22 protein-coding genes are annotated in these 22,861 nt (G+C 54.3%); 12 read left to right on the plus strand and 10 right to left on the minus strand.

Translation table 11 applies throughout. The features are described from left to right. Positions 1-75: 75 nt before the first annotated feature. The 5 genes from JUK32_RS06990 to pntA all read right to left on the minus strand — a co-directional run bounded on the left by JUK32_RS06990 (position 76) and on the right by pntA (position 4,981). Positions 76-276: a hypothetical protein gene (locus tag JUK32_RS06990; protein ID WP_039727431.1), complete on the minus strand. Its 201-nt coding sequence runs from the start codon at positions 274-276 to the stop codon at positions 76-78. A 274-nt stretch (positions 277-550) separates the two neighbouring features. Further along, positions 551-988, minus strand: coding sequence for a TIGR01244 family sulfur transferase (locus JUK32_RS06995; RefSeq protein ID WP_204138134.1), 438 nt, complete (start codon positions 986-988; stop codon positions 551-553). 446 nt (positions 989-1,434) lie between these two features. Then, complete coding sequence (locus JUK32_RS07000; protein ID WP_204138135.1) at positions 1,435-1,800, minus strand: rhodanese-like domain-containing protein; 366 nt, start codon at positions 1,798-1,800, stop codon at positions 1,435-1,437. A gap of 88 nt (positions 1,801-1,888) precedes the next feature. After that, a complete protein-coding gene (locus tag JUK32_RS07005; protein ID WP_204138136.1) occupies positions 1,889-3,319 on the minus strand; it encodes an NAD(P)(+) transhydrogenase (Re/Si-specific) subunit beta in 1,431 nt (476 codons plus the stop codon). A gap of 48 nt (positions 3,320-3,367) precedes the next feature. After that, a complete protein-coding gene (gene pntA / locus JUK32_RS07010) occupies positions 3,368-4,981 on the minus strand; it encodes a Re/Si-specific NAD(P)(+) transhydrogenase subunit alpha (RefSeq protein WP_255538183.1) in 1,614 nt (537 codons plus the stop codon). Between the two features lie 1,498 nt (positions 4,982-6,479). Between pntA and JUK32_RS07015 the strand changes: the two genes are divergently transcribed. From JUK32_RS07015 to JUK32_RS07050, 8 genes are all read left to right on the plus strand, one after another. Further along, the gene (locus tag JUK32_RS07015) at positions 6,480-7,031 is read left to right on the plus strand and encodes a DUF2808 domain-containing protein (RefSeq protein WP_204138137.1); all 552 of its coding nucleotides are present in this window, start codon (positions 6,480-6,482) and stop codon (positions 7,029-7,031) included. A 374-nt stretch (positions 7,032-7,405) separates the two neighbouring features. Next, a complete protein-coding gene (rpmH, locus tag JUK32_RS07020) occupies positions 7,406-7,543 on the plus strand; it encodes a 50S ribosomal protein L34 (RefSeq protein WP_204138138.1) in 138 nt (45 codons plus the stop codon). Between the two features lie 96 nt (positions 7,544-7,639). Further along, entirely contained in the window at positions 7,640-8,005 is a 366-nt protein-coding gene (gene rnpA / locus JUK32_RS07025; RefSeq protein WP_204138139.1) for a ribonuclease P protein component, read from the plus strand. After that, positions 7,995-8,387, plus strand: a complete 393-nt coding sequence (locus tag JUK32_RS07030; protein WP_204138140.1) for a PH domain-containing protein — start codon at positions 7,995-7,997, stop codon at positions 8,385-8,387. Before rnpA ends, JUK32_RS07030 begins: the two co-directional genes overlap by 11 nt. A 185-nt stretch (positions 8,388-8,572) precedes the next feature. After that, positions 8,573-9,730 carry a membrane protein insertase YidC gene (yidC, locus tag JUK32_RS07035; protein WP_204138141.1) on the plus strand — a complete coding sequence of 386 codons (1,158 nt, stop codon included), beginning with the start codon at positions 8,573-8,575 and terminating at the stop codon, positions 9,728-9,730. Between the two features lie 6 nt (positions 9,731-9,736). Continuing rightward, complete coding sequence (locus tag JUK32_RS07040; protein ID WP_204138142.1) at positions 9,737-10,237, plus strand: R3H domain-containing nucleic acid-binding protein; 501 nt, start codon at positions 9,737-9,739, stop codon at positions 10,235-10,237. A 44-nt stretch (positions 10,238-10,281) separates the two neighbouring features. Continuing rightward, on the plus strand, positions 10,282-10,806 hold the full coding sequence (locus JUK32_RS07045) for a DUF177 domain-containing protein (protein ID WP_204138143.1): 525 nt from the start codon (positions 10,282-10,284) through the stop codon (positions 10,804-10,806). A 57-nt stretch (positions 10,807-10,863) separates the two neighbouring features. After that, on the plus strand, positions 10,864-12,381 hold the full coding sequence (locus tag JUK32_RS07050) for an AAA family ATPase (RefSeq protein ID WP_204138144.1): 1,518 nt from the start codon (positions 10,864-10,866) through the stop codon (positions 12,379-12,381). 52 nt (positions 12,382-12,433) lie between these two features. On the opposite strand, the gene JUK32_RS07055 is transcribed toward JUK32_RS07050, so the two are convergent. The 3 genes from JUK32_RS07055 to JUK32_RS07065 form a co-directional block, all read right to left on the minus strand. Then, on the minus strand, positions 12,434-12,991 hold the full coding sequence (locus tag JUK32_RS07055; protein ID WP_204138145.1) for a Uma2 family endonuclease: 558 nt from the start codon (positions 12,989-12,991) through the stop codon (positions 12,434-12,436). A gap of 40 nt (positions 12,992-13,031) precedes the next feature. Further along, positions 13,032-14,144, minus strand: a complete 1,113-nt coding sequence (locus JUK32_RS07060; RefSeq protein WP_204138146.1) for a saccharopine dehydrogenase family protein — start codon at positions 14,142-14,144, stop codon at positions 13,032-13,034. Between the two features lie 61 nt (positions 14,145-14,205). Next, on the minus strand, positions 14,206-15,339 hold the full coding sequence (locus JUK32_RS07065; protein WP_204138147.1) for a glycosyltransferase: 1,134 nt from the start codon (positions 15,337-15,339) through the stop codon (positions 14,206-14,208). 251 nt (positions 15,340-15,590) lie between these two features. Between JUK32_RS07065 and JUK32_RS07070 the strand changes: the two genes are divergently transcribed. Beyond that, positions 15,591-16,757, plus strand: a complete 1,167-nt coding sequence (locus JUK32_RS07070) for a DegT/DnrJ/EryC1/StrS aminotransferase family protein (protein WP_204138148.1) — start codon at positions 15,591-15,593, stop codon at positions 16,755-16,757. 10 nt (positions 16,758-16,767) lie between these two features. On the opposite strand, the gene JUK32_RS07075 is transcribed toward JUK32_RS07070, so the two are convergent. Continuing rightward, the gene (locus JUK32_RS07075) at positions 16,768-18,135 is read right to left on the minus strand and encodes an MATE family efflux transporter (RefSeq protein WP_204138164.1); all 1,368 of its coding nucleotides are present in this window, start codon (positions 18,133-18,135) and stop codon (positions 16,768-16,770) included. Positions 18,136-18,369: 234 nt separating this feature from the next. Between JUK32_RS07075 and JUK32_RS07080 the strand changes: the two genes are divergently transcribed. Then, positions 18,370-20,406, plus strand: coding sequence for a protein kinase family protein (locus JUK32_RS07080; RefSeq protein ID WP_204138149.1), 2,037 nt, complete (start codon positions 18,370-18,372; stop codon positions 20,404-20,406). A gap of 59 nt (positions 20,407-20,465) precedes the next feature. After that, a complete protein-coding gene (locus JUK32_RS07085; RefSeq protein ID WP_204138150.1) occupies positions 20,466-21,071 on the plus strand; it encodes a tRNA-(ms[2]io[6]A)-hydroxylase in 606 nt (201 codons plus the stop codon). A 153-nt stretch (positions 21,072-21,224) separates the two neighbouring features. On the opposite strand, the gene JUK32_RS07090 is transcribed toward JUK32_RS07085, so the two are convergent. Next, positions 21,225-21,743 (minus strand): DUF2062 domain-containing protein, encoded by a 519-nt coding sequence (locus JUK32_RS07090; protein ID WP_309224504.1) that lies wholly within the window; start codon positions 21,741-21,743, stop codon positions 21,225-21,227. Positions 21,744-22,097: 354 nt separating this feature from the next. Between JUK32_RS07090 and JUK32_RS07095 the strand changes: the two genes are divergently transcribed. Continuing rightward, positions 22,098-22,634 carry a phycobiliprotein lyase gene (locus tag JUK32_RS07095; RefSeq protein ID WP_204138152.1) on the plus strand — a complete coding sequence of 179 codons (537 nt, stop codon included), beginning with the start codon at positions 22,098-22,100 and terminating at the stop codon, positions 22,632-22,634. Positions 22,635-22,861 lie beyond the last annotated feature (227 nt).

Genomic DNA, 22,861 nt, shown 5'->3' on the forward strand with positions numbered 1-22,861 from the left:
TAACTGACCCAGGCACCCAGCTACCCAGCCACCCAAGCACTGCCATTACCGGGATGTTATTTTCCCGCCGATCCCTTAGCTCAGAGCTGAGCCGCTGCGATCATAATCACGTCGAGCACCAGCAGTGGGCTTTCCCTGAATTGTGCTCCAGTAGGCCGCCGTTTCAGCCGGCATGCCAACTTCCGAATTTACCCGGCCAAGCAGGGACTGCTGACGCCGCTTGATGTTGTGATGATGACGATGCATGAGGGCGCGGGCTTGTTCAGATGCAGACATGACGATACCTCCGGTGTGCAAGTGGTGTGTCGAACCAATTTGTTATCTGTTTCAAGGTTAACAGCCGATTCTGTAACAAGCACTACAAAAACGGGCGCTCGCAATACGTCTTAACCAACCGTTGCGTATCGCAATTAAGGCTAGAGTCTCTAGCTGTAGACCTTCATGCGGCCCGGCGCAAGGTGATCCCAGCTTTAGTCCAGCTTTAGTTAAGAGTACTGATGATAGGGGGTGTGACTGTTGGTTTTGTCACAAGCTCCATGGTTGAAACCCCTTATTCGGCGTTCACATATTGCTCAATTAAAGGCCGCATTCGCGTGAGGTCATAGCCGCCTTGGGCCGTACACTGCATGAGCTCTTCCAGAGGCATGATATTTTGCTTGGCCGTCGCCATGATCCACAACACACAGCTGCGGGTGCCTGATTTGCAGTGCGCCAAAATGGGGCCAGGATTATCCGTCAGAGCGGCGCTGAATTGATCGACGATGGTAGTCGTCAGTTCAGGGATTTTGACTGGAATATGAACGTAGTTGAGCCCATGCTCTTGGGCCAGCTGTTGAGCTTCTGAGGCCGCCAGTTGGCCGGGCTCTTCACCGTCAGGGCGATTGTTGATGACGGTTTTGTAGCCTGCGGCAGCTAACTCGGCAAAGTCAGTTGCCACGAGCTGAGGAGAGACCGAAAAATCGTTGGCTAAGGTTCTCGGTTGCACCATGTAACTTAGTTCCTCCTCTGAATCAAAGTGACGAGTTGCGGATGCCGCTGTCCCTGACCCGGTTCCTGGCAACTAAACTGATCATACCGTCACCAAGGCGTGCGGAATGGGGGCGGCATGACAGCGCGATCGCGGCAAGCTCCCAACCACTCTACCTGTTTTTTGGATCCATGAAGGAAAAGTCGCCAGGAGCCTTGGGGGCAGCACTCTGGACGATCTCCCGACGCCGTATCAAGCCCCGACAACAGTGACCAGGAGTGCCGTTGCCGAGAGCAGTCGACAACGATTGATTGCCTGGGCTCCCACATTGCTGCCGCCTGGATGGAGCGATTCAACCTTAGGAATGAGAATTGAATAAGTTGGGATCGTCGTCTCGGCGATCCCAAGGCGGGCAAGATGCTTGCCCTAAACAATTTGAAGGTTATTTGATCTTCATTCCATAGCGGTTAATAACGGGGGATCGACGCATCGACTTGGATGGCGTAAGCATCAATGCCCCCGACAAGATTTTTGACGTGGGTGAACCCTTGTTGGCTCAGCCATTGACACATCTGCGCCGATCGCATGCCGTGATGACACATCACGATGGTTTCCTGCTCAACGTCAAAGTGCTGATGAATTTGCGTTTCCCACTCGGCAAAGGCGCTCAGGGGAAGGTTGATGAAATTAGCGATCGCGGCTCGTTCCACTTCCCACGGCTCGCGTACATCAATGAGTTGGACATTCTCCAGCCCAGTTTGCAAGCGTTGGGCTAAGGTTTGCACATCAATCTCGCCGGGGGCAGACTCCGGGGCAAACGGCACAGTTGGCATGAAAAATCCTCAATTCCCCCGCCATCCTAACGTTACGTAGGAATTGAGGAACAGCGCCACTAAACGCGATTTCAAGAATGTGTTGGCGTTACTTGGCGGCGACGGCGACGGCGGGTTGCGATGTCCCGGCTTCTCGCTGCGACAACTGCGCCAAAATCGCCGTCACGTTGGAGCGTGCATCGCCAAATAGCATGGACGTATTTTGCTTATAAAACAGTGGGTTGGCGACCCCGGCGTAGCCCGCCGAGAGACTGCGCTTGAGCACAATCGTGTCCTGCGCTTTCCACACTTCGAGCACGGGCATCCCCGCCATCGGACTGTTGGGATCTTCGAGGGCACTGGGATTGACGGTGTCGTTGGCTCCAATCACCAACACCACGTCGGTCTCAGGGAAATCATCGTTGATTTCTTCCATTGCCAGCACGATGTCGTAGGGCACATTGGCCTCGGCCAATAAGACATTCATATGACCCGGCAAGCGACCAGCGACGGGGTGAATGCCAAAGCGAACCTGTTTGCCGCGATCGCGCAATAGTTGCGTAATCTGCGCCACGGCGTGTTGGGCCTGAGCCACCGCCATGCCATAGCCCGGCACGATGATGACGCTATTGGCGTCATTCAGCAGTTCTACGGTCTCATCCACTGAGACCGGCGTGGCCTCACCTTCTACCGTCGCCCCTTGGTAATTAGTATTGCCAAAGCCGCCCAGCAGCACGTTGGCAAAAGAGCGATTCATCGCCTGGCACATGATGTAGCTGAGAATCAGACCGCTGCTGCCGACCAGCGCTCCGGTGATGATCAGCAAGTCGTTATTCAACATGAAGCCCGCCGCCGCCGCGCCCCAGCCGGAGTAGCTATTCAAAATCGAAATCACGACGGGCATGTCCGCGCCGCCAATGGCAACGATCAGCGTGATCCCCAGCAGGGAAGCGATCGCCGTCATTCCCCCCAAGGGCAACAATGCCGCAGTTTCCCCCACGCTCATGTAGTAGTAGCCCAAACCGAGCACTGCCGCCAACAGGCCAATATTGAGCACATGTCGCGCAGGCAACAAGATCGCCTTGCTAGAGACCACACCCTGCAACTTGCCACAGGCAATCAAAGAGCCAATAAAGGTAATCGCGCCGATGAAGACCCCCGCAAACACCTCCACCTTATGAATGGTGAAATCAACGCCTTGCAAAGCGGGATCAGGGTGCAAGAAGCTGGCATACCCCACCAGCACCGCCGCCAAACCGCCAAATCCATTCAGCAGCCCGACGAGTTGAGGCATGGAAGTCATGGCCGCCCGTGTGGCGATTAACCCGCCAATCCAGATGGCTGGGGCCATCGCCGCAATCAGCACCCCGTACCCCTGCACTTGATCGCTCAGAGCTGTAGCGCCGAGGGCGACTACCATGCCCGCAATACCGTACAAATTGCCCCGGCGGGCCGTTTCGGGATTGGAAAGCCCCCCCAAGCTGAGAATGAAGAGAATGCTGGCTGCAATGTAGGCAACCGTCAATAAATTATTAGACATGGGAAATCCTGTGAGCAGTCTGATGCGTTGAGTTCTGATGCGGCTGAATTACTTACGGAACATATTCAGCATGCGCTGGGTGACAAAAAAGCCGCCCGAAATATTGAGGGTGCTAACGAAAATGGCGATCGCCCCCAAAATGGTCACCGTCGACGTCAACGGCCCAGAAATTTGCAACATGCCGCCGATAATGATGATGCCGCTGATGGCGTTGGTCACACTCATGAGCGGTGTATGCAACGCTGGCGTCACATCCCAAATCACCTTCCAGCCGAGAAAGATCGCCAGCACAAACACCGTGAAGTGCGAGATAAAGGATTCCGGCGCAAAGGCCCCAATCCCGAATAGCGCCGCCCCAATCAGCACTGGCCACACCAAAGCCATCAGCGGATTCGCCGGCTGCTCAGCTTGTGCCGTGGGCAAAGCCCCCGTCGCTGGCGCAGTGGCAAGCTGGGGGGAAGCCGGTTTTTCTAATGGCGGGGCCGGCCAGATCACTTCACCATCAAGCACCACCGTCGCCTGACGCACCACATCATCCTCTAGGTCGAGGTGATGATGTTCGGCTCCACCCAATTCATGCAGCAAGTGATAAAGATTCGTGCCATACAGCTGACTGGCTTGATTGGCCATCCGACTAACCAGATCGGTTAGGCCCACAATTTTGACGCCGTTGTGGTCATAGATTTCATGGGGGCGGGTCAGTTCGCAGTTGCCGCCCTGCTCCGCCGCCATGTCGACAATGACCGAGCCTGGCCTCATGGCTTCCACCATTTCTTGGGTCACCAGACGCGGGGCCGTCTTACCGGGGATCAGCGCGGTCGTGATGATGACATCTACCTCTTGCGCTTGCTGGGCAAACAGTGCCATTTCCGCCGCAATAAAGGCCGGACTCATTACCTTGGCATAGCCCCCAGTCCCTGCTTCGCCGTCTTCCTCAAAGTGCAGTTCCAGAAACTCGGCCCCCATGCTCTGCACCTGTTCTTTAACGACGGGACGGGTGTCAAAGGCCCGGACGACCGCCCCTAAACCTCGGGCGGTGCCAATGGCAGCCAGACCGGCCACCCCCGCCCCAATGACCAGCACCTTACAGGGTGGAATCTTGCCAGCGGCAGTAATTTGGCCGGTAAAGCCGCGACCAAATTGATTGGCCGCTTCAATCACGGCGCGGTAGCCCGCAAGGTTGGCCATGGAACTCAGGGCGTCCAACTTTTGGGCGCGGGTGATGCGCGGCACGGCGTCCATCGCGATCGCCGTAGCCCCTTTTTGCGATAGTTTTTCCAGCAAATCAGGATTCTGGGCGGGCCAGATGAAACTCACCAACTTGCCACCAGGTCGTAACAAATCAGTCTCGTCTTGGTTGATCCCCGGATGCCAGAGGGGAGCCTGCACTTTGAGCACGATATCTGACTGGTTCCATAACTCGACGACATCATGAGTGACCTGACAGCCCACGGCTTGGTAGGCCGCATCTGGAAAACTAGAGGCCGCCCCAGCGTCGGTTTCAACCCACACCTCAAAACCCAGCTTTTGTAACTTTTGGGCAGTATCAGGCGTTGCCGCCACCCGGCGCTCTCCTTGCGCAATCTCTTTAGGAATGCCGATCCGCATCGGGGGGCGTGTCTCTGGTGAGGACGTGCTATCGGGGGCGATCGCAACTGTCATAAATTCAATCTCCTCGTTGTTCTGAATACTTTTGCTTAAGTTGACTGGTTCGGGTGCCCTTAATTCCGGTACTAAACGCTTAGCAGTGAGTGATAAATCCCTCTCACCGATGTTCTGGGCATCATCAAGTCGTTTAGAGATCGTTCAATTGCACACACTCAAGGTTGCGTCACGAACCTAGACACCTGAATACATTCACCAAATATCGATCTGATAGTCCGCACCGCTACAGTGAATTTCCTCGAACCGATATGAACGCAACCTCAAGCGCATCGACGAGTCACAAGTTGACGCTAAACCAAATTCAGCAGCATCACAACTGCTCTCTGCCAGCTTGCAGCCATTATTAAAAACTCAACCCATCAACTCGTACACACGCAGCGTTATGAAATTGCATTTCTTCATGTTCAGATACAGAAACTGGCTAACGCGATCATGTAGCTCACTTGTTTCTAACCCGATAGAGCTTAAATCGAAAAGTTGATCAGCCTTTTTTTACATTGTTGGCTGATTTAACGACATCCCTAAGACTTTAGGTACATGGAACTTAACCTTGCATCGGCTTAATGCGACGAGGGGAAATACCATTCCTCGCGCGCGTATCGGTTGACTTATGACCTAGATGATCCCTACCATACTCTCCCTGGCTGCTAGCGATATTTGCCAAGCGCCTTCAAGATTTTGCCAGTCAACAGCCCCAGAACCAAGCCATCAGTGCCCATAGGTGTCTAAACCCCTGCGTTCTCCCACCGACCAGGAATCACATTCCAAGGTGATCCTAGTGAACTTAATTCACCTAATCTAAACTCAGATTAGTGCAACAGCCTAATGGAGCAGTAAACCAACTTCATTCACCCATACTATCACTCGAATTTCTATCTATTAAAATATAGAGAGCAAAACTTTTTTGCCAGATTTAGAGCTACCTAAGAGGGCATATACTTTGACTTTAAGAAAGCTATTTTTACGTTAAAATCCCCCATTTACATGACAGGGGCAGAGGAGTATAAAAGAGCCGTATCCTTGCCTTTTATGAGTTTTTTGACTCAATTTGCTTCTCCTTGGGGACGTTTCGACAAGTATAATCCCCCACCCTGGGCTGACTGGCCATGAAGTTCTGGGATGGCGGGCTTACGCTGAATGACTGCAGTACTCTGAGGGGCATGGCGTCAGTCAGGAGTTGGGCACAAGATCACGATATTCCGAGGGCGGCGATCGCAATAATCTCTCCATACGAAAAACTTTCCTGTCCGCTCTTACCAACAGGCCATCCATCAATAGGGAGTCCCTAATGCTAAAATCACAATCTGTGAAATCAAATGCAAGCTATTAGCGATCGCCAACCTTTGGGATCAGACAAAGTACAGGCTGTGTCGAAGCGAAGTCACCCTAGTCACGTATCCGCACGAGTGGACACTTTTTAGAGAGGCTAGTCGTCCTAAGCATCAAGTTGTGATTGAGCACACAATAATCAAAGCAAAAGATTTGGGAAGGTTTTATGTCAACTAAGCGCTGGTTACGTCGAAGTTTATTGGGGCTGTTGGCCGCTGCTGGCTTAGCGATCACCGGCGGTAGCGCGATCGCCCAGACCACCGAAGGTTTCACGATCTTTGGCGGTGTCGACGCCCAGTATCGGCTCGGCTACTTCATCGACAACAATGAGCGGCGTAGCGACGATGCCCGCTACTATCTGCGGGTTTCTGGGCGCAAAGTTTCCAACGAAATACTCGAGCTCTTCATTAGCTACCCCCAAGAGTTTGAGGACGAAGGCGGTCACTTCGACTCAGCTCGCATTGAACTTCGTGAGGGGACTGGTCGTGGCGGAGCAACCATTGAGGTCGATGAAATCATCATTGACAAAGAAAACAATGTGTTTGAAATCTATCCGTCTGAACCGATTCAGCCCAACAGTAGTTTCGTAGTTGTGCTGCACGATGTTCGTAATCCAAATCGCTACGGCAACCGCTTCTTTTTCTTGGACGCGCTTTATCAGGGGGCTCCACTCCAAGAGTTCATCGGTGTCTGGCCCATGGAAGTCGCCGCCGAATAACTCCGATTTATTCCCTCTGTCCCCATTGTCACGGCGGACATACAATTCACAGCGATGCCCTGGATAGGGCACATTGACTATGGTGAAAACCACTGTCGGCGGGGGCATGGCTAACAGGGGGTGACGGTAGCCTCTTCCATCGTCCCCTGTTTTGGTGTTATTATCTAAAACTGCGTCTTAAAAAGGCTGACAGTGCCCCCTAGCCATTAGCTAGTTGTCTGTTGGCTTTCAAACTATTGATTGGCGTCGATTAGGTGAAGCGCAGCTGAACCTGGCAAATATTAGGGTTTCGCTGAATGAAGTCTTGACGCAATCCAGTCGCAAGAATCAAGGTTGACGCTGCACTAGATGACTGAAAGGGAAGAGTATCAGGAATGACTAAGAGAACCTTAGGCGGGACTAATCGTAAGCAGAAAAGAACTTCGGGCTTTCGGGCTCGCATGCGGACGGCTACTGGTCGTCGCGTAATTCGGTCGCGGCGGCGACGCGGTCGTGCGCGTTTGGCGGTATAACTCAGCGTCAGAAAAATGTCGTGGCTGAGCAAACAGCCAACTCACGGATGCCGCACACAGCATTAATAAGCCCTAAAGTCATAGGCTGAGGCGAAAATGGCTTTACCTAAACGGTATCGATTGACTAGCCCCAAAGAGTTTTCGCGAGTCTATAAGGCGGGGCGACAAGCGTCAACCAATCATCTTGTGGTCAAGTGTATTGAGCCCCCTCGGGAGCAGCCGAATTTAGGATGCTCCCGTTTTGGTATCACCATCAGCCAAAAGGTGAGTAAGCATGCCGTCGTGCGCAATCGTCTGAAGCGACAAGTGAGAGCGGCTCTACAGTCTCTCATGCCCCGACTGCGGCAAAATTTCTGGGTCGTTATTGTTCTGCGCAGTGGTGCCATCGAGTGCGACTATTGGCAGTTTCTGCAAGAATTAGAAAAGTTATTTACAAAACTAGAGGTCTGCGATGGGTATTAAAGAGGAGGTTTATTACGAAGGTGGTCCGCACGTCGGTGACTTGATTATTAATGTTTTGCTGGCCTTCACGTTAGTGTGTATTCCCTTGACGGTTGGGGCGGTCGTGCGAGCGCTCTGGCTACGCTACCGAATCACCAATCGCCGCATCTCAATTACCAGTGGCTGGATGGGGCGAACTCGTTCCGATATCGTTTATTCGGAAATCAAGAAAGTCGTCACGGTGCCACGCGGTTTAGGCTTGTGGGGCGATATGGTCGTAACGCTGAAAGATGGCAGCAAGTTGGAAATGCGGGCAGTTCCTAACTTCCGTGAGACTTACGACTACATTTCTGCCAAGCTCTCGACTAAGGCTCAGGCAGTTAGTGGTGCTATTGGCAGCTAAGTCATCAGTTATCTTGTCTTTGATGACTGGGGGATGACCGTAACTTGACGATGGGGGCAATTGGAGAAAGTTGTTCGTCATCTTGGTAATTGGGTTTCAGATAGGCTGTTAGAGCGCTACGCTAGTAACGGCTCATGAAACTTGGAAATTGAGTCACTGAGCAGGCCGATAGAGGTAGAGCACGAATGGATTTTGGAATTGGTTTTCTGTCCAACAACATCATGTTGCCAATCCTGGACTTTTTTTACGGGGTTGTGCCGAGCTATGGACTCGCGATCGTAGCTCTGACGTTGGTCATTCGATTTGCACTCTACCCGTTGAATGCCGGGTCAATCCGCAATATGCGGCGCATGAAAGTGGCTCAGCCAGCGATGCAGAAGCGGGTCAAAGAAATCCAAGAGCGTTACAAAGATGATCCGCCTAAGCTTCAAGAAGAGATGAGCGGGGTCTACAAAGAGTTTGGTAATCCATTAGCAGGCTGCTTTCCGGTTCTGTTACAGATGCCGATTCTGTTTGCGTTGTTTGCAACGCTTCGAGGATCGCCGTTTGCTGATGTCGCCTATCCGGTCAACTTGCAGGTGTTGCCTACAGATAAAGTCGAGCAGATTCAACCCCAAGCGTTTTCAACCTCTCCAAAGAGTATTTACATCACTGATGGGGTTCACTTTCCGATGTCGGTGGTCATTCCCGGTGGTGATCGTCTAGTTGTGGGCGAAAAAACTGACTTGCGGATTCAGGATGATCAGGGCGAGACCCTAGAGCAACTGGTGAGTGAGTATGATAGGGCTGATGCTCTACAGACTTACCTTGAAGTTACCAAGGGCCAAGAGTTAGTCAATATTGATGAGTCTGGCAACATTGAGGCGATCGCTCCTGGTGACGTCACGATTCAAGTGAAAGTGCCTGGTTTAGCCGCTAATAAAGGCTTCTTGTTTATCGAAGCTTTAGGGCGTGTTGGTGTACGGGGCGACGATGGAGCAATTCACTGGGATATTTTGCTGATGGTGCTAACTTTTGGCGTCAGCTTATATGTCAACCAGTTGTTGTCTGGCCAAGGGGGGGGTAGCAGCGATAACCCCCAGCAAGCGGCCATTAATAAGTTCACGCCGATCATCTTTTCAGGCATGTTCTTATTCTTTCCATTGCCAGCCGGGGTGCTGATGTACATGGTGATTGCCAACATTTTCCAGACTCTGCAAAGCTTTATTCTGTCTCGGGAGCCGCTACCAGAAAATCTACAGAAGATTGTGGATGCTCAAGCCGCTAGTGAGTCTGGTGATGACGGGCGTCAGACCTTGCCATTTGAGCCTAGTCGCTCCAAAAAGAAGAAAAAGGCATCGTAGGCAGTTATGGAAAGTGCAGAGAAGCTAGGGATTGAGTGGTTGGAATCTTTGCTCCGCCATCAAGGTTTAGACGTGAAAGTCGAAACGAGTTTGGCCGAGGATGAGTTTGGGGCGAGTTGTTGGCTGACGATTCAAGCGAATGGTCTGTCTGATGAGCAAATTGCCACTTTGATTGGTGACCAGGGTCAGACGTTAGACGCCATGCAATATCTGGCGAATACGACTCTGAATTTGGGGCGATCGCCCGAAGAGCAGCAGCCCTACACCATTGAACTAGCAGGGCACCGTGCTAAGCGCAAAGCTGAGCTGATTACGTTGGCGACTGAAGCGGCTGAAACGGCTCAATCAACGGGCGAAGAATTTGAAATCAAAGCTTTGTCCTCCGCTGAGCGACGTCAGCTACATCACTTTTTAGGGACTTATGAAGGGCTAGAAACGTTTAGTCGGGGGCGAGAGCCTGACCGCAGGCTAGTGGTTCGCCCAGCGACCGCTGCCGAGTCTACCTAAGTGAGTCCGCGATCGCGTTCTTAGTTGAGTTCGGGAGTTAAGCCATGCAGGCCATCTATATTCCGCATCTCCTTAATGCCACTGACCGCACCCGTTCTCTCCAATTTGAAACGACGTTTGACAATCTGGCAACGCTCACTCCAGTGCGGGCTGAGGTTTCGGTGCGTCACGGCACGACGTTCATTGAGGTGCGGGGGATGGCCTCAACCATTGTGACGCTGACCTGCGATCGTTGTTTGCAGCAGTACAACCATCGAGTGTCGCTCAACGCCGAGGAAATTATCTGGTTGGATGAGGCCGTTGGAGCAGCCCAAAACTTACCGCTAGAACAAGAAGTAAGTTCGGAAGATCTGGTGGAAAGTCTTTCCCCTTACGGGCACTTTGATCCAGAAACCTGGATATACGAACAGGTTTGCCTACAGTTACCCCAGCGCCAAATTTGCGATCGAAGCTGCCAAGGGCTTCAGGTAGAAGCCGTTGAATCCAATCCCCAGGTAACTGATGGGCGTTGGTCAGCGCTAGAGGCACTAAAGCAACAGTTGGCTGGCGATGAGTATCAGGCCAATTAACATGGCAAGCAAGACACGGCTAAGCCGTCGGCTGCGAGGGGAGGCTACTGATTCGCGATGAGTTTCCAAGATGAGCTCCTGTTGTTATTGCGGGCGCGATATCCCGTTATTTACATCGCCACTCTAGAGGAAGAGCGCGTGGAGCAGGCGATCGCCGCCAGCACACAGCAACTCAACCATCGCAGCGTCTATATCTGGGACTTTGTCGATGGCTATCAGGGCAATCCAAACGACGCTGGGGTGGCCCGTCGTAATCCTTTACAGGCGCTAGAACACATTGAAAAGTTGCCGGAATCAGCGGCAGCGCTTTTTGTGTTGCGAGACTACCATCGCTTCCTCGAAGATGTCGCCATTTCTCGCAAGTTGCGCAACCTGGCTCGACGGTTAAAGTCGCAAGCGAAAAATATCTTGCTGCTAGCACCACAAGTCCAGATTCCTGATGATCTGGCCGAAATAGTGACCGTTTTAGAGTTTGCCCTGCCCAGTGTGGAAGACATTCATGCCGAAGTGACCCGGTTGCTGGGCAGTCTCAATGTGCAGCTTTCTCTGGCTGATTTAGACGCCCTGGTGCAGTCTTGTCAGGGGCTTTCGATCGAGCGCATTCGGCGGGTGCTGGCTCGTGGCATTGCCGCCCACGGCACCTTTCGCCCTGACGACATTGAGCTGGTGTTGGAGGAAAAGCGTCAGACCATTCGCCAAACCCAAATTCTGGATTTTTACCCTGCCAAGGAACAAATTTCTGAAATTGGCGGTTTGGATAATCTTAAGGATTGGCTACTGCGACGCGGCAACTCGTTTTCCGAAAAAGCGCGGCAGTATGGGTTGCCCTATCCTCGGGGACTGCTGCTAGTGGGCATTCAAGGGACGGGCAAATCGTTGACCGCTAAGGCGATCGCCCATCACTGGCATTTGCCCCTATTGCGGCTCGATGTGGGTCGCTTATTCGCTGGCCTCATCGGGGAATCTGAGTCGCGCACTCGCCAGATGATTCAACTCTCCGAAGCACTGGCCCCTTGCATTTTATGGATTGATGAAATCGACAAAGCGTTTGCTGGAGTGGATGGTCGGGGCGATTCGGGGACGAGCAGCCGCGTTTTTGGCACTTTCATCACTTGGATGGCGGAGAAAACGTCGCCAGTTTTTGTGGTCGCAACGGCCAATAATATTCAATCGCTGCCGCCAGAACTCTTGCGCCGGGGTCGCTTTGACGAGATTTTCTTTGTCGGTTTGCCCACCCAAGAAGAACGCAAAGCAATTTACGAAGTTCACCTGAGTCGTCTCCGGGCTCATAATCTCCAGAGTTATGACCTGGAACGGTTGGCCTACGAAACTCCCAATTTCTCCGGTGCGGAGATTGAGCAGGCGCTCGTGGAGGCGATGCACATCGGCTTTAGTCAGGATCGGGACTTCACCACGGAAGACATTTTGGAGGCGGCGAGTCAAATTGTTCCCTTAGCCCGCACGGCTCAGGAACAGGTAGATGCCCTGCAAGCCTGGGCGGCATCGGGAAAAGCTAGACTGGCGTCGCGGAGTTCTTTGAGCGATCGCCTCAAACAGCGGCTGGGGCCAGATTAAGTCACCGGATAGTTGCCGGAAGCCTGGCTAAACTAGCAAGCCGCTACTGGCATTAATTCAGCAATTGACTGACCGCAATGGTGAGGTCGGGAAAGGCGAGGGGTGCGATCGTGCCAGCCGTCAGCTTAGTCTCTGACGAGTACTGATCTTGCTGGGGGTGGCGCATCACAATCAGTTCCAGGGTTTTCAGATTCACCACCCAATATTCAGGAATGCCCGCAGCGGCGTAGACTTTGGCCTTGGGATCGGTATCTTTTTTGAAGCTGGTATTGGCGTACTCAATCAGCCAAAAGATATTTTCTGGATAGGGATGACGGGTGCGATAAATGTCCCGCCAAGGTTCAGCGATCGCGATATCCGGTTCCGGTTCCGAGTTGATGTTAGATAACGTGATGGGCTTCGCTTCTCGCACCAGTGCGCGAGTCCCTAAAACGGCCCGCAAGTAATCGGCGGCATCAGTGCTAATTTGGGCATGTTCTGGCCCTTCGGGTGCCATTTCGATGATTTCTCCACGCAACAATTCGACCTGCTGGTCGTCGAGAATGCCCGCCGCGATCATCTGGTGATACTGCTGTAGGGTCCATTTGGCGAGGGTGACTGAGGAGGTCATGCTGGAGTCTCTGACTAGCCAAAACTTGTTGAATTTTAGTTTAGCGTTTCGCTACGAGCGGTGGCGTTTGCAGTGACAACTGGCGGCGGGCCAAGGCTTGGCGAAACTGAGCGGTGGTGACGGCCTGTTCGACCGGATAGACACCGGGTTGGTTAATCTGTCCCGACAGCAGTAGTTCAGCGATATAGCCGGCCCCGATGCCCGCCGCGATCGCCGCACTGGGATGGGCAAACCAACTGCAATAGTGCGCTGTTTCTCCGGCTTTATGCCCTTGCACATCGCAATGGATAGCGACGCCAGTGCCAGTAAAGCGATCGCTGATCCCCGTCATCCAGTAACTCACCTGGGCCAAAAACTCGATGGTATTGGGATGTTGCAACACCGGGTCAGGTAAACCGTGGGCAGTGAGCCAGGTGGCATGGTTATAGAAATCTGGCACCACGCCAAACTTGGTTTTAACCGTTTGCAACGGGAAGGAATCAGGCAGGGTGATGGCTTCGGGCATGTCGTACCAATACACGTGGGCATCATTGTACGGAGCGGGAAAGGCTAGCTTTTCCCGAGCGGTGTAGGGCTTGACTGCCTGCCACTGACCATCTAGCCAAGTATCAAAGGGATGTTGTAGTCCCAAAAACGTGGTGCGCATGACGGTGACACCCGCGCCCCCAGAGCCCGCCACGACGTAACTCAATTGCACAGCGTCAGCCTGATCAAGCGCTTCTATGCCCTGCCGCGCCATACTATTCGAGATGCCGGGAAAGACTCCTGTGCTGACGATCGCCGTCACCCCAGCCGTCTGCGCCGCTTTGTTGACCTCCAACACTTGACGGGTAAAGCCCCGATAATCACTGACATCGAGATAGTTCACCCCTTGCTCCAGGCAGAGTTGCAAGACTTGCGCGTCGCGCTGGTGAAACGGCCCCGCCGCGTGGATGGTGAGGTCGGCAGCCGCGATCGCCGCCCTCAACCTGTCTGGTTCTGACAAATCCAATGGCAAAAACTGAGTTCGCGACCCCAGCTTTTGGGTGGCCCTTTGCCCCCGCTGACGATGGCGACCCGTGAGCACCACCGCCACATCCGTATGGGCCAGCAGATCTTGAGCGATGCTACTGCCAATGCGCCCCGTACCGCCCAAAATTAACACTCGTCCCATCGCTGTCGATGCTGTTCTCTAACTGACTGCCTCCGCATCCTATCAGGCCATTCCCTCGGATTCAGCGGGGGAATGGGGGCGAGGCTGCCGACTGAAACGCCGTCCATTGAGCGGTCACAAATTCGCGAAACTGCTGGCGAAACTGCTGTGCTGAGAACTGCTCAGCGTGCTGGCGGATCACCGTTGCCGGGGTGCTGATGGGCGCTTGCTCGAACTTGCGGACGGCTTCCACCAGCGACTCGACTGTCTGGGCTGAAAACAGCAGGCCCGTTTTGCCGGGAATGACGGTTTCGGTAGCGCCGCCCCGGCCATAGGCGATCGCCGGGGCTCCGGCGGCCTGTGCTTCCACGAGGGTAATGCCAAAGTCTTCTTCAGCCGGAAAGATGAAGGCTTTGCAGCGTTCCATGTAGTCCACCACCACCGCATCAGATTGATAGCCGAGAAACTGAATATTGGGCCGGGCCGTTTTTGCTAACTGCGATCGCTGGTCACCATCACCAATCACCACGAGGGGCAATCCCAGCTCGTTAAAGGCCGCGATGGTGAGATCCACTCGCTTGTAGGGGACAAAGCGCGACACTGTGAGGTAAAAGTCGGCCCGGGGGCGATCGCACCGAAACCGCTCCACCGCAACCGGGGGATAAATCACCTCGGCGGGCCGCCGATAGGTTTTATGGATGCGGCGAGCGATGAATTGCGAATTGGCCACAAAAGTATCGACTCGATTCGCCGTGACCACATCCCAAAGCCGCAGGTAGTGAAAGATTAGGCGCGTCAATAAGCCCTTCAAACCGCGCTTGAGTCCCGCCTGTTCCAAATATTGCCATTGCAAATCCCAGGCGTAGCGAATGGGGGTATGGACATAGCTGATGTGGAGCTGGTCGGCGCGGGTAATCACCCCTTTGGTCATCGCATGATGGCTGGAAATGATCAGGTCGTAGTCCGTCAGGTCGAACTGCTCGATCGCGATCGGCATCAGCGGCAAGTATTGACGAAAGTGCTTGCGGGCTCCGGGCAACTTTTGAATAAACGAGGTGGTAACCGGCAGGTGCTGTATAAATGCCCGTTCGTCTGGTTCCAGAAAATCCACCAGGCTATACAAATCCGCTTCGGGATAGAGCTGTAAAACCTGCTCGACCACCCGTTCCGACCCGGCATAGGTTGCTAGCCATTCGTGAACGATCGCGATTTTCATAGACTGCTATTTCCCGCAACTCAGCGAGTCATCACATGGGGCCGTCTCAGGGTAGCATTCTGCCCAGGCGCTCCAGCCTTTCCCACTTTGCGCATCCCCTACCGAGCCCGTGTCAGGCTGGCTTAAATTTGTCCCATTCCTAGACCTCACAAGGATTCCAGCAACGTGATAGAGTTTGTTGCAAAAGGCAATTCGTCCTCTGTTTCGGTCAATCACACCGCAACAAAATTTGGCACAGTGAGGCAGTCAGCGTGACGCAAACGAAGGTTCCCATTCTCGACCTAAAGCCGCAGTATCAAGCCATTCAGGCAGAAATCAAGGCGGCAGTTGATCGCGTCTTGACCTCGGGACAATTCATTTTGGGGCCAGAGGTGCAGCAGTTTGAAACCGATGCGGCCCGCCATTTGGGCGTGCAGCACGCGATCGGGGTGAACTCGGGGACCGATGCGCTGGTGATTGGCCTGCGGGCAGCGGGCATCGAGTCGGGGGACGAGGTGATCACCACCCCGTTCAGCTTTTTTGCCACGGCGGAATCCATCAGCATGATTGGGGCCAAGCCCGTCTTCGTGGATATTGATGCCGCTTCATTCAACTTAAATCCGGCCCAAGTGCAGGCAGCCATCACGGAGAAAACGAAGGCGATTTTGCCCGTGCATCTGTTTGGCAATCCCGCGCCGATGGCGCAGATTTTAGCCATCGCTGCCGCCCATGGTCTCAAGGTGATCGAAGATTGCGCTCAGTCCTTCGGCGCAGTGTATAAAGGCGACTGTATCGGCTGCGAGCAAAGCTGTCAGGATGCGATGCGCGATCGCCTGACGGGCCAGTTCACCGGGGCAATGGGCGATGTGGGGGCGTTCTCGTTTTTCCCCACCAAGAATTTGGGGGCCTACGGCGACGGGGGACTGATTACCACAAACGATGACGCGATCGCCGACATGGCTCGCAAGTTGCGTGTCCACGGCGCGCTGAAGCGGTATCACAACGAACTTTTGGGCTACAACTCGCGGCTCGACGCCATGCAGGCGGCGATTTTGGGGGTCAAGCTTGCCTACGTGAGCCAGTGGAACCAGCAGCGTCGACAGGTCGCGGCGACTTACAACCGCCTGCTGGCAACAGTGCCGGGGGTGGTGACGCCAGCGGTAACCGCCGGGCATGTGTTTCACCAATACACCGTGCGTGTTTTAGAGGGCAAGCGGGATGCCGTGAAGCAATATTTGGCCGAGCAGGGCATTGGGGCCATGGTGTATTACCCCATTCCCCAAGATCGGCTGCCCGTTTATGCAGGCCAGTTTCCCACTTATACCGTGAGTGAACAGGTGGCTTCAGAAGTGCTGAGTTTGCCCATTTGGCCGGAGATTGAAGCGCCCGTGCAAGAGCGGGTGGTGGCCACGTTGCAGGCCGCGATCGCGGCCGCGTGAGTCGCATCTGTTAACGAGCTTTGAGCAATTGCCGGAAGCGACAGATGTACGCGATCGCCGCCACCGCTAATCCCAGGTAAGCACCGATCCAAATACCGACTCCCCCGAGTGGCGTCTGAAAGCCCAACCAGTAGCCCGCCGCCATGCCCACCCCCCAGTAAGCGATAAAGCTAAGCAACATCGGCACGCGGGTATCTTGCAAGCCTTGCAAGACGCCATTGGCCGTGCGCTGCACCCCATCCACCACCTGCCCAAACCCCGCCACCGTCAACATGGCGATGCCCGCCTGCAACACCGGCTGATTCGCCGGATCATTCACATCCAGGTAAACGCTGATGAGCGGGGTGGGAAACAAGACAAACACGACCCCAGAGACAAACATCACCGCGACGGTCAAGCTGACACTCACCATGGCCGCCCGCTGCACCCCCAGCCAGTCGCCGCGACCATACCACTGCCCCACCCGCGCCGTCGCGGCATATGACATCCCTAACGGCAACATAAAAACCACCACGACCGTTTGCAGGGCCAGCTGTTGCGCGGCCAATACGTGGGTGCCGATCGCCCCGATCATCAGGGTCATCACGGTGAAGAGGCCATTTTCTAAAATCGTGACCACACCGATCGGCAAGCCTAGCACCATCAACTGTTTCAAGATGGCGGGACGCAGCCGGAAGAGGCGCTCAAACAACCGATAGGGCTGCAAGTAACCGTGACGGTGATACGCCACATAGCCCAGCAACCCCAAACACATCAGCCCGTGGGCGAGCACACTCGACAGCGCCAACCCGGATAGCCCCATCGCCGGAAATCCCAGTTTGCCAAAGGCGAGCACATAGTTACCCAGCACATTCAATAAATTGGCGCTCACCATCATGACAAAAATGGGGCGCGTGCGACCGATCGCCGTTACCGTGCAGCGCAGCACCGCAAACCAGAGGGCGGGTAACAATCCCCAACGCATGATATTGAGGTAATCGTTCGTGAGGGCAATGACTTCGGGCGCTTGCCCCAGAGATCGCATCAACTCACCCAGGTTGCCCAGCAGCAGCGTGATGGGCAGCGCAATCAAGAGAGCCAGCCAAAGCCCCTGCCGCGTAACTTGGCCCACTTGTCGAGGCTCCTGTGCCCCAAAGGCTTGGGCCGCCAGCGGACTCACACTCGACACGATGCCAATGCCCGTCATCAGGGTCGCCATAAACACCATGACGGCCAACCCACCGCCAGCCAACGAGGCTTGCCCTAGTCGCCCCATCATGAGCGTATCGACAAAGCCTGTGAGCGCCTGCGCCACCTGCGCACTGGCTAGCGGCACCGCTAAACTCAAAAATTCGCGAATTTCTATGCGGGTGGCAGGGGAGAGGGCAAATACTTTCATATCCACAACTTACACTTTCCACCGACGGCTTGTCTGAGGGGCAATGTAGGAGAATTGCGATCGCTGCGAACCGTATGCTGGTGGCGCTCATGGTGACAATTTCGCAAGAAACCCTTAATGGATGTGCCCCCACCGACATTTTTGGGATTTATATGGATAAAGCATCCGCTAGCATTTTTATCGGCAACTGCCATCAGTTGATCTAAGGGACTGGACGCTGAATGCGCGATCGCTATGGTCGCTCCGCCCAGCGGTCGGTTCTATCAGGGAACGTTTCGGAAACTCATCTGCCATATGTCTTCACCTCAAAATCTGCTTGGGGGGCGTTATCAATTCATCCAAGCGTTAAACACCCATCCGTCGGGCCGGACCTTCCTCGCGGCAGATGTGCATTATCCGGGCCATCCCAAATGCGTGGTGCGAGAACTCCGCCTGCCGACCCGTAACCCAATGACGCGGCAGTTCATTTTGCGGCTGCTCAAGCAGAAGGTCGCCATGTTGGAAGAAATCGGCCAGCATCCCCAAGTGCCCGATACCTCTGCCGCGTTTGACGTTGATCAGAGCTTTTTTATCGTTCAGGAATTCATCCCTGGGCAGTCGCTATTAGATTTACTGGCGGCGGCTGAGCCCTGGACGGTGCCTGAGGCGATCGCCTTTCTCCAAGAGGTGCTGCCAGTACTGCACTTTGCCCAAGACCACGGAGTCATCCATGGCAACCTCAAGCCCTCTAAATTGATTCGCCATCATTCCGAAAACAAGTGGATCATCCTAGATTTTGGCTCGATTAAAAATATTAGTCAGCATATTGCGGGCAAACAAAAAGGCCAAAACGGCAACGACGACAATGGCTGGCAGCGGAGTTCGTCAGTGTATGTCGCCCCGGAGCAGTATCAACAACAAACATTATTTTGCAGTGACCACTATGCTCTCGGCATGATCGTGATTCAGGCAATGACGGGGCGCGACCCGAGGGAGTTGCCCCAAGTGCAGGCCCCTAACCGGCATGAACAATTGACGGCGGTGTTGCGCGGTGTGCCCAAAATGCCCCCAGTGTTTGCCAACTTGCTGATGCGCATGGTGCATGCGCACCCCCAGCGACGCTATCAAAAAGCGGCCGACATCTTGAACGATTTAGAAGACCTGCTAGACGCATCGGATACCTTAGCCATGCCCACCGAGGATGCCGCAGCTACCCCCTCAACACCGCGCTCGGTGGCCACCGAGGTCACTGAGCCGCCGCCAGTGCGATCGCGACGGGCTTGGCGGAACCCCGTGCTAGGGACGTTGGGCGTGGTCACGCTAGTCGGTCTGGCGGTGGTATTCGGACTCAAGCTGCCCCAACGCTTGGCGGCCCAAAGGCACATTACCCAAGCAGAAGCGATCGCCGCCGCAGAGCCAGAAGCGGCGATCGCCGCCTACTCCCAAGCCTTAGAACAGGTACCCCAGCAGCCCGAGGCCCTGGCGGCCCGAAGTCAGCTCTATTTTGAACTGGGAGAGGCCCAAGCGGCCCTGGCAGATATTTCAGAGGCCATTGACCAGGCTCCTGACAATCCTGATTACAACTACAGTCGCGGCAACTTTCGGTTTACTTTGGGCGACATTCAAGGCGCGATTAACGACTATACCCAGGCCATTGAGCTTGATCCAACGTTCACCAAAGCGTATGTCAATCGAGGCAGCGCTCGGGCTGATTGGGGCGATGATCGGGGGGCGATCGATGATTACACCCAAGCGATTGAGCTCGCGACTGATACCGATACGGAGGCCGCCGCCTATCTCAATCGGTGTCTGTCCTATTCCAACTTAGACGAGCAAGAGTTAGCACTGAATGACTGTTCCACCGCCATTAACCAGCGTCCCAGCCATGCGCTGGCGTATCAAAATCGCGGGCTGGTGCGGCGGCGCTTGGGCGATTTGCAAGGCTCCTTGCAGGATTACAACATCGCCATCCAAATCGACCCCAATAGCCCTGACCCGTTTTATAACCGGGCGCTGACTCGGCAGGCTTTGAATGATCGCCCCGGCGCGATGGACGATTTAAGCCAGGCGATCGCGATCGATCCCACCTACGTCTTTGCCCGCTACGATCGCGCCTTGCTGCATATTGCAATGAACAACACGCCAGCCGCTTTACAAGACCTGCGAGCCGCCTCGCAGTTGTGCCTCGACTTGGGCCGCACCGGCTGTTACGAAGATGCCCAATTCCAAATTACCCAACTGCAAAACACGACGGACACCGAGCCAGCACCCGGCCTGGGACCAGAGGAATAGCCCTTAAGCGGCGGCGCAATCGATAAGATAGTGAAACTGTTACTCTGTGCTTGCCTGTTATGGTTGCCGTCTCTGCTGCCCAGCCCCGCATCCAGTTGTTGCAAACGCCCACCGCGCCAGCTTGGGTCGAGCAGGCGATCGCCCACCTCGATACCGTGTTGCTCGATCATTCCCACTGCGAACGCAAAGCCGCTGGGGTCGCGTTGAACTTGATGTGTCGGTATCCCTCCAGCGAAAAGCTCGTGCGGGCATTGACCGCGATCGCCCAGGAAGAACTCAGCCATTTTGAACTGGTGAACCAATGGCTGGAACGGCGTCAGGTGTCCCTGCGACCCCTGCCCGCGCCGCCCTACGGCACTGGTCTCAGTAAACAGATCCGCCGCGAAGAGCCGGGACGCATGTTGGACTCGCTGCTCGTGGCGGCGCTGATCGAAGCCCGCAGCCACGAGCGGTTGGGGCTGCTGGCGGCCCACTGCCCCGAGCCAGAATTGGCCCAATTTTATCGCAATCTGATGGCCTCAGAAGCCCGCCACTACGGGGCCTACTGGGTGCTCGCCACCACCTACTTTGATCGCGAAACGGTCAATGCGCGATTAGCTGAACTGTCAGCCGTGGAAAGTACATTACTCTTGACCCTGCACCCAGAGCCGCGCGTACATAGTTGAGCCCCCGCAGCCGAACCAACTTGGTTACCCAGCATGGAGCTACCCAGCATGGAGCTAAAAATGAGGTTCATCCAAGACTGACGAACAACTTGTTAGGACTCAAACGGTTTTTACAGTATCAGCAGTTTGTCGGCCCTCTCCAGGCAGCGAGAATCAAGATTCTGAATGTTTGAATTGGCGATAGCGGCGACGGGCGCGCTGGATCAGGGGTAATCCCACAAAGTAGGTAGCTGTGCCAAAAATCGCCCCCATGACAAGGCTGCCCAACATCAAGGCGACACCCACGTCAGCCCCAGTTTCGAGCCAAGCTTTCATTGACTCGACATCAGTAAATAAATTGACTACGGGCCGCCCCAAAATCCAACTGCCGAGGCGATAGTTAAAAGCGTAGATGGGCAAATACGTGAGCGGATTGCTGATCCAGGTGCCCGCTGCCGCCATGAGCGGATTGCCTTTGATGCGGATCGCGATCGCGATCCCCATAATGGTTTGCAGTCCAAACAGCGGAAACATCCCCGAAAACACGCCAGCCGCCAAGCCCCGGGCCAATTCTTTAGGGTGCCCGCGCAGGCGAATAAATTTCAGGTAAATGTAGCGGCTGCGGCGTTTGAGCTGAACCCACCAAGAGCGAGATGAGCTTAACGACTGGGGCCGACGGCCGGGGGAAGGCACAGCAGATTCATGGGGTAGAGGAGTGGTGGGCACTGTGGGTTTTGGCAAATCTGAAGAAAACGCTAACTTTTCACTATTTTAGAAGTTCCCTCAACAGGTTGAGGGCAAGCAACGAAGTTTCATTTTGCCTTCACAGTTTTCGTAGCGGATGAAGCAGTTTCTCTGCTAGCCGTCAGTAACATCTGGAATGACATCGGCATTGAAGTCAACATCCTGACAACAAACCTAGCGTGAAGAAAGACTGGCAAGTTGTCAATTCTGAGACAGATCGATAGCATTGATGTAGGTTACAAAATTTAACAATCTTAAGGCGATGCGTCCTTGAGTTCATTCCCTGCAAATGGATAGCTGTTTATGCCTTACTCCTTAGATACTGCTCGTATTCTGGCGGAGCCTTTGGTCGCTTCGTTTTTTCAAACTTGTGAGGGCGACTGGCGCTCCAAGCGTCGTTATTACACGCTCAAGAGTGGCGATGTCCAAGAGGTGGTGAGCTACATCAACATTCGTTTTTTGGCAGCGGACACAGCCGAGCTGAAAACATTGCATGAGCTGCATGAGTTGCCGGAGCGCACACCGCTCATTTGTGGCGCGCAAGTCACTTGGGAGAGTAACTACATCCATACTGAGCGTAAGCCCGTGAATGGCTCAACCTTGTTTGGCGTCAGAGGTACAACGCTGTATCGCGATCGCGGCTTTGCCACGGCCAAGCCTGTAACCGCTGACTTTACCTTCCGTGAGCCGCGCACCATGGTGCTCAAGACCGCTTACGATGGCTCTAGCTTTGAAGAAGAAATTAAATTAATCGGTGAGTCTACCCGCACTCGTCAGACCATCATCTCCCGCGCCGGAGAGGAAATCATGATTGGACAATATCTAGAACAGCGCTGCTAAGTTCTCCTGTGCTCTCAAAGCAATTTCTAGGACTGAATGCCTAGCATTTTTCAATGCTGGGCATTTATTTTGCGTATGCAACCACCGTTGTCGGCATCCTCCGTGCAACAACATCCGACTGACGGGAGTGATGACGGTATCCCTCATATTCTCAAGTTCGAAATCGTCAGTGAAAATCGTCAGTGAAAGGTCACATTTCTACTGGAATTTATCCGGAACTGCGCGAT

It is taken from the genome of Halomicronema sp. CCY15110 (genome assembly GCF_016888165.1).
Taxonomy (GTDB): Bacteria; Cyanobacteriota; Cyanobacteriia; order Phormidesmidales; family Phormidesmidaceae; genus Halomicronema.